The organism is Paraburkholderia oxyphila NBRC 105797 (assembly GCF_000685075.1).
GTDB lineage: Bacteria > Pseudomonadota > Gammaproteobacteria > Burkholderiales > Burkholderiaceae > Paraburkholderia > Paraburkholderia oxyphila.
This window is the reverse complement of sequence record NZ_BAYD01000186.1, coordinates 1-11,025: the sequence shown is the minus strand read 5'-3', so window position 1 is coordinate 11,025 and position 11,025 is coordinate 1. Positions and strand designations below refer to the sequence as shown.

Here is an 11,025-nt window from a genome sequence, read left to right as displayed (position 1 = left end):
CCGCGAAAACAAGTTAAGGCCACCAGCGCGGCAGCGCAACACCATAACCACAAGCGCTCAGCGCTTCCCCTCAGCAATAGCCCGCGCGGTAGAAATCAGCGCCTCGGCCATCCGAATACTAGCCGCGTCGATCAGACGCCCATCCAGCGACACGGCGCCCTTGCCGTCTCTGGCGGCCTGAGCCATCGCATCCATAATACGCTGCGCACGCGACACTTCAGCATCACTGGGCGTGAACACGCGATTCGCCAACTCAATCTGCGAAGGATGAATCGCCCACTTCCCATCATAACCAAGCACCGCGGCACGCCTGGCAGCCGCATCATACCCATCCGGATCACTGAAGTCACCAAACGGCCCATCCACAGGCCGCAATCCATACGCCCGGCAGGCCACCATCATGCGCGTCTGCGCGGCGTGCCACTGGTCGCCCCAGAAGTACTCACGCTCACCATTGGCGTCCTTGTCGCTGAGTACGCCATAATCGCGATTCACACCGCCAATCACGGTCGTGCGCGCACGCGTCGAAGCCGCATAGTCGGCCACGCCGAACGACATCGCTTCGAGCCGCCGGCTCGACTGCGCGATCGCCTCCACGTTCGCCATGCCAAGCGCCGTTTCGATCAGGACTTCGAAACCAATGCGCCGCGTGCGCTTTTTCGCCGTTTCGATCTGCGTGACGAGCATGTCGATCGCATAGACATCCGCCGCCACGCCAACCTTGGGAATCAGCACCATGTCGAGGCGCGGGCAAGCCTCCACAATGTCCACGACGTCGCGATACATATAGTGCGTATCCAGTCCGTTGATACGCACCATCACCGTCTTCGTACCCCAATCGATGTCGTTCAGGCCTTCGATGATGTTCTTGCGCGCCTGCTCCTTGTCGTCGGGCGCGACCGCGTCTTCGCAGTCGAGAAAGACGATGTCGGCGGCAGAGCGCGCGGCCTTTTCAAACATGGCGGGATTGGAGCCCGGCACGGCGAGCTCCGAGCGGTGCAGCCGTGGCGTGGCCGGTTCGATTGCAGTAAAGCTCATGAATAATCTCCTCGATGGTTGGGGCGCGACCAACAGCAGGCAGGCACACGGCCTAGCCCGTCGCGCCGAATCCCGATGCGATGCAATTGATGGACAGTAAGAGCGGCACCAGATAGCTGCGCCGCTCCTGATCGGCGCTTGCTGCGCGGTAAAGGCGCAGCAACTCGATCTGCTGCCGGCTCACGAGATTGATGGCCGGCAGCCGCCGCGCAAGCCGCTCGCAGAACTGCGGGAAACGCTCCGCAACCGCGCCGCCGCCGCTCACTTTCAGCACCATCTCCGTGGTGAGGCGGTACTCGGCCTCGATTTGCGTGAAGATCGTCTCGCGCAACCGCGCGTCAGGCACAAGGCTCGCGTAATCACGCGCAATCTCGAGATCGACCTGGGCCAGCGTCTTCTCCACCTCGTCCACGATCAGCCGGAACAGGCGCGATTCATTGAACATCCTGCGCAGCAGATCGAGCCCGCGTTCCTGGCGCACCGCGAGAAAGGACGAGATCGCGCTGCCCACGCCATACCAGCCCGTGAGCGCGTGGCGGTTCTGCGACCATGCGAACACCCACGGAATCGCGCGCAGGTCTTCGAGGCTGCGTGCACCAAAGCGCCGGGCAGGGCGCGAGCCCATGTTCAGCATCGAGAGCTCTTCGAGCGGGCTGGCCGCCTGGAAGTACGCGATCAGCTCGGGCTGGTCGACGAGCTTTACATAGGCCGCGCGCGAGGCGCCCGCGAGCGCTTCCATCGCGTCGTCGAACTCGCCGCGCGGCTGCAGCTCGTCTTCGCGCTCGGACTTGAACGTATGCTCCAGCACGCTCGACGCGAGCAGCTCGACGTGATACTGCGCGGTGCCGCGGTTCGCGTACTTGTACGAGACGACTTCGCCTTGCTCGGTCACCCGAAAGCGCCCGTTGACCGAGCCCGCCGGCAGCGCGGCGATCGCGCGGCCCGCCGGCACGCCGCCGCGGCTCACCGAGCCGCCGCGCCCATGGAAGAACGAAATCGTGATGCCCAGTTCGCGTCCGACCCGCGCGATCTTCGTCTGCGCCTTCGACAGCTCCCAGTTGCTCGCGAAGAACCCGCCGTCCTTGTTCGAATCGGAGTAGCCGATCATGACCTCCAGCACGCCGCCTTGCGCGCGTATGCTGCGCTTGACCATCGGTACGGCCAGCAGCTCGCGCAGGATCTCGGGGGCGCGGCGCAGGTCGTCGATGGTTTCGAGCAGCGGCACGACCGGCAGCGTGCAGCTTTCCACTCCGGCGGCGTCGCTGAAAAGCCCCGCTTGCTTGGCGAGCAGATAGACGCCGAGCACGTCGGTCGCGTGGTGCGTCATGCTCAGGATGAACGCGCCGAAGGCATTGCGGTCCACCTGTTCGCGCATCGCGCGGACCATGCGGAAGATCTGGACCGTTTCGGCTTCGACGTCCGCGAGGGACTCGGGCAGCGCTGCTCCCGCTTCGCCCGGGCCGAGCGGACGCGCGAGCTCGGAGATGAGCCACGCTTTCCATGCCTCGGAGTTCAAATCGGGTGGCTCTGCGCCGGGCTTTGCGCGCGCGCGCCAGAGCGCGAGCAGGGTCTTGTTGATGACCGTGGAGTTCTCGCGCAAATCGAGCTGCACCGTGCTGAAGCGGAACGTCTCGACTTCATGGCGCAGCGGCCGCACGTACGAGGCGGCCAGCGTGTCGCTGCCAGTCGCGAGCAGGGCCAGCTCCATCGCGCGCAGCTCGGCGGCCAGTTCGTCGGCGCTCGCGTAGCCGCCGGGAACGGTCGCCCCTGCGCCGCGCCGCTGCGCGTCGGCGAGCGTTGCGTCGAGCTTGCGCAGCATGCAGGTCAAGTACTGGCGGAACACCTCGCCCGGATTGCGCGTGGCGATGGCCGCGCCGTCGCCGCTTTGTTCCAGCACGCGCGCGAGTTCCGCACCGAACGCCTCGGGCACGGGCAGCGCCTCGGCGGTAATGCTGAGCGTCTGCGCGAGATCGAGCAGCTGCTGCCGGTAGCGCTTGAGGCACGCGAGCCGGTTGTCGTAGAGCGTCGCGCGCGTGACGTCGTTGTTGACGAACGGATTGCCGTCGCGGTCGCCGCCGATCCACGAGCCGAACTGGAAGAAGCGCGGCATCTCGAAGTGCTCACCGGGGTAGAACTGGTGCAGCGCGTCCTCGAGCCGCTCGAACAAGAGCGGCACGGCCTCGAACAGCGTCTCACCGAAGAAGTGCAGCCCCCAGGCCACCTCCTGCGCAACGGTGGGCTTCTCGCGGCGCAGCTCGCCGCTCATCCACAGCAGCTCGATCTCGTTGCCAAGCTGCCCGACGAGCTTGCGCCGCTCGCGCGGCGTCCAGCGCGGCGACTCCAGATCCATCAGTTTGCGATAGATGCGCCGGTGGATTTCGAGCACGGTGACGCGCTTGGCCTCGGTCGGGTGCGCCGTGATGACGGGGCGGATCTTCAGATGCTGGAGCACGGCGCGCACTTCGTCGGCGGGCACGCCGGCCGCAGCCGCGTCGGCCACCACGCGCGAGAACGAAGCCGTGAGCCGCGCATAGCCGCTCTCGATCTCGATCTCGCGGCGGCGGCGCATCGCGGTGCTCTGCTCGGCCACGCTCAGCAGCTGGAACCAGATGCCCTGGGCTTGCAGGCTGCGCCGCCATACCGCGCGCGGCACGTCGGGGGGCAGCGGCTCGCCGCGCAGCGCCAGTTCGACCTGCGGCTGGCGGCGCCGCGCGACGTCGCACAGCAAGCCGAACAGCAGGTCGACCACGCACGGTTCGTAAGCCTCGGCATCGAGCGTGGGCAACGCCGACGAGGCCGTGGCGAGACGGTCGAGCAGCGCGGGCGGAGCAGGGGGCGAGGACGGTGGTGCAGCCCGTTGACGGCGCGGCGCCTCCACGCCGAGCGACGTCACGGTGCGAGCCTCGGCCCCGGCGGCCTCCATGGCCTCAAGCGACGCGGCGGGCATCATTTTGCGTCAACGCCGCAGCGACGGTGGAGCCCAGCTCGGAGGCGCTGGGTGCAACGAAAAGACCGTGGGCGCGCATGATTTCCGCCTTCTCGGCGGCGCTGTCGCCCGCGGCCGAGATGATCGCGCCCGCGTGGCCCATGCGGCGGCCCTTCGGGGCCGTGAGGCCGGCGACGTAGCCCACCACGGGCTTGGTCATGTTCTCCTGCACCCAGCGCGCCGCCTCGGCTTCCTGTGGGCCGCCGATCTCGCCGATCATGATCACGACCTCGGTCTCGGGGTCGTTCTCGAAGAGCCGCAGATGGTCGAGGAACGAGCTGCCGTTGATCGGGTCGCCGCCGATGCCCACGCTCGTCGTCACGCCGAGACCCAGCGTGTTGAGCTGCGCGGCCGCCTCGTAGCCGAGCGTGCCGGAGCGCGAGACGATGCCGACCGAGCCGCGCCGGTAGATGTGCCCCGGCATGATGCCGAGCATGGCCCTGCCCGCGCTGATGATGCCGGCGCAGTTCGGCCCGACCAGCATCGTGCGGGTTTCTTTCGGATACCGAAGCAGATAGCGCTTCACGCGCATCATGTCCTGGGCCGGAATGCCGTCGGTGATCGAGCACACGAGCTGCAGGCCCGCATCGGCGGCTTCCATGATGGAGTCACCGCAGAAGGGCGGCGGCACGAACACGAGGCTCGCCGTGGCGCCGGTCGCCTGCACGGCTTCCTTCACGGTGTTGAACACGGGGCGGTCGAGGTGGCGCTGGCCGCCCTTGCCGGGCGTGACGCCGCCCACCACATTGGTGCCGTACGCGATCATTTCCTTCGCGTGGAAGCTCGCCTTGTCGCCGGTGAAGCCCTGCACGATCACGCGGGTGTTTTCGTCGATCAAGATGCTCATGGGTACGCTCCTATTTGCTCTTGCTGGCGCGGTGCGCCTTGGACGCTTCCACGGCCTTCTGGGCCGCTTCGAGCAGCGTGTCGGCCGCGATGATCGGCAGCCCGCTCTCGCGAATGATGCGGCGCCCCTCTTCGACATGCGTGCCCGCGAGCCGCACGACGAGCGGCACGCGCAGGTTCTTCGCGGCCTGCACGACGCCCTCGGCCACCCAGTCGCAGCGGTTGATGCCCGCGAAGATGTTCACGAGAATCGCCGAGACATTGGTGTCGGAGAGCACGAGCCGGAAGGCCGCGGCCACGCGCTCGGGCGAGGCGCCGCCGCCCACGTCGAGGAAGTTCGCGGGCTCGCCGCCGGCGTACTTGATGGTGTCCATGGTGGCCATCGCGAGGCCGGCGCCGTTGATGATGCAGCCGATGTCGCCGTCGAGGCCGACGTAGTTCAGGCCGAACTGTGCCGCCTCCGACTCGCGCGGGTCTTCCTGCGAGGCGTCGCGCATCTCGGAGACGTGCGAGTGCCGGAACAGGCCGTTGTCGTCGAAGGTGACCTTGGCGTCGAGCGCGATCACGCGGTCGTCGGCGGTCACGACGAGCGGGTTGATCTCCACCATCGTCGCGTCGAGGTCGCGGAAGGCGCGGTAGGCGCCCATGATGGCGGCCACGGCGCGGCTCACCTGCTTGATGTTCAGGCCGAGGCCGAAAGCGAGTTCGCGCGCCTGGAACGGCTGCAGGCCCACGGCCGGCTCGACGATCGTCTGCAGGATGGCCTCGGGATGGGTGTGCGCGACTTCTTCGATCTCCATGCCGCCTTGTGCGGAGACAATCACGCGCACGCGCTCGGTCTTGCGGTCGAGCACGATGCCCAGATAGATCTCGCGCTCGAACTTCTCGGCCACTTCGATATAGACGCGCTCGACGACCTTGCCTTCGGGCCCGGTCTGCGTGGTGGCGAGGCGCTTGCCGAACAGCGACGCCGCCGCGGCGTGCACGTCGTGATAGGTCTCGCAGAGCTTGATGCCGCCGGCCTTGCCGCGCGCGCCCGAGTGGATCTGCGCCTTGACGGCCCAGTGCCAGCCGCCGAGCTCGGTGGCGCAATAGACGGCCTGGTCCGGCGTATAGGCGACCAGCCCGCGCTGGATCGGCACGCCGAAGCCGGACAGCAGTTCCTTCGCCTGGTATTCGTGGATGTCCATGATGGTGTTCCGTGCGAATGAGAAAAGCGGTATGAGAAAGAGTGCGCCGCCCGGTGCTCAGGCGACCAGGTGCTGCGGTTCGCCGCTCACGTAGGCTTCCAGGTTGTCGATCAACTGGTCGGCGAGAAACTGCATCGCGCCGTCCGACGCCCACGCCACGTGCGGCGTGAGGATGAAATTCGGCAGATCGAGTTCGAGGAGGGGATTGCCTGCTTTGGGCGGCTCGCTCGTCAGGACGTCGAAGCCCGCGCCCGCGATCAGCCCTTCGCGCAGGGCTGTCGCGAGCGATTGCTCGCAGACGAGCCCGCCGCGCGCCGTGTTGATGAGCAGCGCGCTGCGCTTCATCGTGCGCAATTGCTCGAGCGCGATCAGGTTGCGCGTTTCGGGCCGCAGCGGCGTGTGCAGCGAGACGATGTCCGACTCGCGCAGCAGCTGCTCGAGCGGCATGAAGGCGACGTCGCGCGGCTTGTCCCTGGTCGACGCATGCTCGGCGAACACCACGCGCATGCCGAAGCCGCGCGCGATGGCCGCGGTGCCCCGGCCGAGCGAGCCGTCGCCGACGATGCCGAGCGTCGCGCCGTGCAGGTCGCGAATCGGGTGGTCGAAGAAGCAGAACTGGTTCGACGCCTGCCAGCGGCCGCGCCGCACGTCCTCGCGGTACGCGAGCAGATTGCGGCGCAGCGCGAGGATCAACGCGAAGGTATGTTCCGGAACCGTGTGCGTCGCGTAGTTCCGGATGTTGGCCACCGCGATACCGTGTGCGCGGCAGTACGCCGTGTCGATCACGTCGTAGCCCGTGGCGGCCACCGCGATCAGTGCGAGACGCGGCAGCTTCGCCAGCGTCTCGGCACGCAGCGGCACCTTGTTGGTGATGGCGATGGTGGCCCCTTCGAGACGCTGGGCCACCTCGTGCGGCGCGCTCACGTCGTACTCCGCCCAGCAATGCTCGAAGGCGGGACGCCGCACATCGGCCTTCAACGTGGAGCGGTCGAGAAAGACGATTTCATGACGCATGATTTCGGTATCCTGCCTTTAGCTTGAAGCGTTGAGGGCCCTGAAAGATCGTGGCTCAGGCGGCGGCCACTCGGCGCAGGGGCTCGACGGGTTGCGCGTGTTGTGCGTCTTCCGTGCGGGCCTTGCGTGGATCATGAGTGCGCCAGTACTGCGTGGCCGCGCCGGTGCCGCTGCCGGGACGCACGTCGATGCCCACGTCGAGCATCGCCATTTCCGCGCCGGCAATGGCGCTCGTGAGCATCAGCTCGTTGAGGTCGCCGAGGTGGCCGATGCGGAACACCTTGCCCGCGACCTTCGAGAGACCCGCGCCGAGCGCGAGGTTGTAGCGCCGGAAGGCCACGTCGATCACATTGGCCGCGTTGAAGCCCTGCGGCACGACAATGGCGCTGACCGTATCCGAATGCCACTTCGGCGCCTTGGCGCACAACTCGAGCCCCCAGCCTTCGGTCACGGCCGCGCGCACGCCCTGCGCGAGGTAATGATGGCGCGCGAACACATTCTCGAGCCCTTCCTGGAAGATCAGGTCGAGCGCCGCACGCAGGCCATAGAGCAGGGAGAGGGCGGGCGTGTACGGGAAGTAGCCGGTCGCGTTGGCCTTGATCATGTCGGCGAGATCGAAGTAGCAGCGCTTGGACTGCGCGTGCTCCATCGCCTTGAGGGCCTTGGGACTCACGCACAGGATGCCGAGGCCCGCGGGCAGCATGAGACCCTTCTGCGAGCCGGTCACGGCCAGGTCGACGCGCCAGTCGTCCATGCGGAAGTCGATGCAGCCAATCGAGCTCACGCCGTCGACGAACAGCAGCGCCGGGTGATGCGCGTTGTCCATCGCGTGGCGCAGCGCGCCGATGTCGCTCGTCACGCCGGTTGCGGTCTCGTTGTGGCAGGCGAGAATGCCCTTGATCTGATGCTTCTTGTCGGCCTTGAGCACTTCCTCGATACGCTCGACAGGCACGCCTTCGCCCCAATCCACCTCGACGATCTCGACTTCGAAGCCGAGCCGCTGCGCCATGTCGGCCCACAGATGGCTGAACTGCCCGAAGCGCGCCACGAGCACGCGGTCGCCGGGCGAGAGCGTGTTGGTCAGCGCGGCTTCCCAGGCGCCCGTGCCCGAAGACGGAAAGATGAACGGCTGACCGCTCGTGGTCTTGTACAGGCGCTTGAGGTCGCTCAGCACGCCGTTCGCCAGCTCGGGAAAGCGCGTCGAGCGGTGGTCCTCCATCGAGACGACCATTGCGCGCAGCACGGCGTCGGGAATGTTGGTGGGGCCGGGCACGGCGAGAATGTTGCGACCCGGGATACGCGTTCCAGTGATATTCGACATGTCTGCACTCCTGAGTGATGGGATAGGGGCGGGATGCATTGGCCGCTCGGGCGGGTGGATCAGACTGCGGGCAGGTGGGCCGTGGCGCGCGACCGTTCGTCGGGCGCGTCGCCGTAGACCGGGAAGCGCGTCGTGAGGGCGTGCACGGCATCGGCCACGCGGCGGATCACGAGATCGTTCGCGGGGGCTTCGAGCACGTCGGCGATCAGATTCGCGAGATGGCGTGCTTCGGTCTCGCCGAAGCCGCGCGTGGTCATCGCGGGCGAGCCCACGCGGATGCCGCTCGTGACGAAGGGCTTTTGCGGGTCGTTCGGAATGGCATTCTTGTTGACGGTGATGCCCGCCTTGCCGAGCGCGGCCTCGGCGTCCTTGCCGGTGATGTTCTTCGCGCGCAGATCGACGAGAAAGAGATGCGACTCGGTGCGCCCCGAAACGATGCGCAGCCCGCGCGCCTGGAGCGACTCGGCCATGGCGCGCGCGTTGATCATTACCTGGCGCTGATAGTGCTTGAACTCAGCGCTCATCGCCTCGCGAAACGCCACCGCCTTGGCGGCGATCACGTGCATGAGCGGGCCGCCCTGGATGCCGGGAAAGATCGTGGAGTTGAGCGCCTTCTCGTGCTCGGCGCTCGAGAGGATCAGGCCGCCGCGCGGGCCGCGCAGCGTCTTGTGCGTGGTCGAGGTGACGAAGTCGGCGATACCGACGGGGCTCGGGTAAAGACCCGCAGCAATGAGGCCCGCGTAGTGCGCCATATCGACGAAGAGCCACGCGCCCACGCTGTCCGCGATCTTACGAAAACGCTGCCAGTCGATCACGAGCGAATAGGCCGAGGCGCCGGCGACGATCATGCGCGGCTTGTGCTCGTGCGCGAGGCGCTCGACTTCGTCGTAGTCGATCACCTCGGTTTCCGGATGCAGGCCGTAAGTCACGGCATTGAAGAGCTTGCCGCTCACGTTCACCGAAGCGCCGTGGGTCAGGTGGCCGCCGTGCGCGAGCGACATGCCGAGGATCGTGTCGCCGGGCTTGAGCACGGAGAGATAGACGGCCTGGTTGGCCTGCGAGCCCGAATGCGGCTGCACATTCGCATATTCGGCGCCGAAGAGTTGTTTCGCGCGGTCGATGGCGAGCTGCTCGGCCACGTCCACGTGTTCGCAGCCGCCGTAGTAGCGCTTGCCCGGATAGCCTTCTGCGTACTTGTTGGTGAGCAGCGAGCCTTGCGCTTCCATCACGGCCGGTGACGTATAGTTCTCCGATGCAATCAGCTCGATGTGATCCTGCTGCCGCGTGGATTCCGCGACGATGGCCTGACGCAATTCCGGATCGGTTGCTGCGATGGTCTGCTGGAAGCTGAACATGAGGGTCGCCTTTGTGTCGATGGTCAGTGTCGGAAGCTTGAGAACGATGGTAGTGGGGCGACGCCAAAAACACTCATTCCGGTTTCTTATCCAACCCATAACCCGGCCTGGAAGCCCATGCCGGCGGGGCTTCGGCGTGCGGGAATACCTCGTCGTGGGCATTGCCGCACTGGCCTGCGCTGGTAGAGTGACGACATGGGACGGACGCCTTTTTCGGGGGCGGACGAATGAACCTGGGAGGTTGGCGACTAGAAGAGGAAGCGGATGCTTAACCTGACATTGCGGCAATTGCGGGTCTTCGAGGCGGCGGCGCGCCACCTGAGTTTTTCGCGCGCGGCGGAAGAGCTGCATCTGACGCAGCCGGGGGTGTCCGCGCAACTCAAGCATCTTGAAGAAGCGATTGGCATGAAGGTGTTCGAGCAGATTGGCCGGCGCATCTTTCTGACCGAGGCGGGGCGGGAGGTCTATGGCCATACGCGCTCGATCCAGGAGCAACTGACGGTACTCGAGGAGTCGCTCGACCAGTTGCGCGACACCACGCAGGGCAAGATTCGGGTTTCCGCGGTGACGGGCACCGCCGGTCATCTCTCGCTTGCTTGCATTTCGCGGTATACGAAGGCGTTTCCTGGTGTGCGCGTGCGCCTGAAGTTCGGCAACCGCGAGAGCGTGCTGGGCGCGCTGGCCGGCAACGAGGCCGATCTGGCGATCATGGGGCAGCCGCCTGAAGGGCTGGGGCTGGTGGCGCAGCCGTTCATGAAGAATCCGCTGGTGGCGATTTCGCCGCCTGATCATCCGCTGGCGCGGCAGCGCGATATTCCGCTTGCGGCGCTTGAAGATGAGGTTTTTGTGGTGCGCGAGCCGGGGTCAGGGACGAGGCGCGCTATGGAGCGCTTTTTTGCTGAGCATCGCGTGAGATTTCGGCCGGGGCTCGAGGTGAGTAGCAACGAGGCCGTCAAGTGCTGCGTGCACGTGGGGATGGGGTTGGCAGTTGTGCCGTTGCAGACGGTCTTGCCTGAGCTCGAGACGCTGCGGTTGAAGGTGCTCGATGTCGAGCGGTTTCCTATCGTTCGGTATCTTTATATCGTGCATCGGGAGAGTAAGCATCTCTCTGCTGCTGTCGAGGCGTTTAAGCGGACGCTGCTCGGGGAGGCGCAAAAGGTTATGGATGACGCTTACTGACGTCGATCTTGGTGAAGGTTTTTTCGGCGTTGGCCTTAACTTGTATTCGCGGCGGGCCGCAGGCGTTGCCCCTGTGCGGGGCGGCACCTACTTTTC

The 11,025-nt window shown here is 66.3% G+C and carries 8 protein-coding genes; 1 reads left to right on the top strand and 7 read right to left on the bottom strand.

Translation table 11 applies throughout. The annotated features are described in order from the left end of the window. Positions 1–57: 57 nt before the first annotated feature. From BO1_RS46910 to glyA, 7 genes are read right to left on the bottom strand one after another with little or no spacing between them, the layout of a single operon-like run. Positions 58–1,038: an HpcH/HpaI aldolase/citrate lyase family protein gene (locus BO1_RS46910; RefSeq protein ID WP_028223491.1), complete on the bottom strand. Its 981-nt coding sequence runs from the start codon at positions 1,036–1,038 to the stop codon at positions 58–60. A 52-nt stretch (positions 1,039–1,090) separates the two neighbouring features. Then, on the bottom strand, positions 1,091–3,988 hold the full coding sequence (locus tag BO1_RS46905; RefSeq protein WP_245644124.1) for a phosphoenolpyruvate carboxylase: 2,898 nt from the start codon (positions 3,986–3,988) through the stop codon (positions 1,091–1,093). Continuing rightward, positions 3,966–4,871, bottom strand: coding sequence for a succinate--CoA ligase subunit alpha (gene sucD / locus BO1_RS46900; protein WP_028223489.1), 906 nt, complete (start codon positions 4,869–4,871; stop codon positions 3,966–3,968). Before sucD ends, BO1_RS46905 begins: the two co-directional genes overlap by 23 nt. Before the next feature lie 10 nt (positions 4,872–4,881). Beyond that, entirely contained in the window at positions 4,882–6,060 is a 1,179-nt protein-coding gene (locus BO1_RS46895) for a malate--CoA ligase subunit beta (protein WP_028223488.1), read from the bottom strand. 57 nt (positions 6,061–6,117) lie between these two features. Then, on the bottom strand, positions 6,118–7,074 hold the full coding sequence (locus tag BO1_RS46890) for a D-2-hydroxyacid dehydrogenase (RefSeq protein ID WP_028223487.1): 957 nt from the start codon (positions 7,072–7,074) through the stop codon (positions 6,118–6,120). A gap of 55 nt (positions 7,075–7,129) precedes the next feature. Beyond that, the gene (locus BO1_RS46885; protein ID WP_028223486.1) at positions 7,130–8,395 is read right to left on the bottom strand and encodes an aminotransferase class V-fold PLP-dependent enzyme; all 1,266 of its coding nucleotides are present in this window, start codon (positions 8,393–8,395) and stop codon (positions 7,130–7,132) included. A gap of 59 nt (positions 8,396–8,454) precedes the next feature. After that, positions 8,455–9,750 carry a serine hydroxymethyltransferase gene (gene glyA, locus BO1_RS55740; protein ID WP_043289108.1) on the bottom strand — a complete coding sequence of 432 codons (1,296 nt, stop codon included), beginning with the start codon at positions 9,748–9,750 and terminating at the stop codon, positions 8,455–8,457. Positions 9,751–10,014: 264 nt separating this feature from the next. Here glyA and BO1_RS46875 point away from each other — a divergent pair, with 264 nt between their 5' ends. Beyond that, a complete protein-coding gene (locus tag BO1_RS46875; protein ID WP_028223485.1) occupies positions 10,015–10,929 on the top strand; it encodes a LysR family transcriptional regulator in 915 nt (304 codons plus the stop codon). Positions 10,930–11,025: the final 96 nt, after the last annotated feature.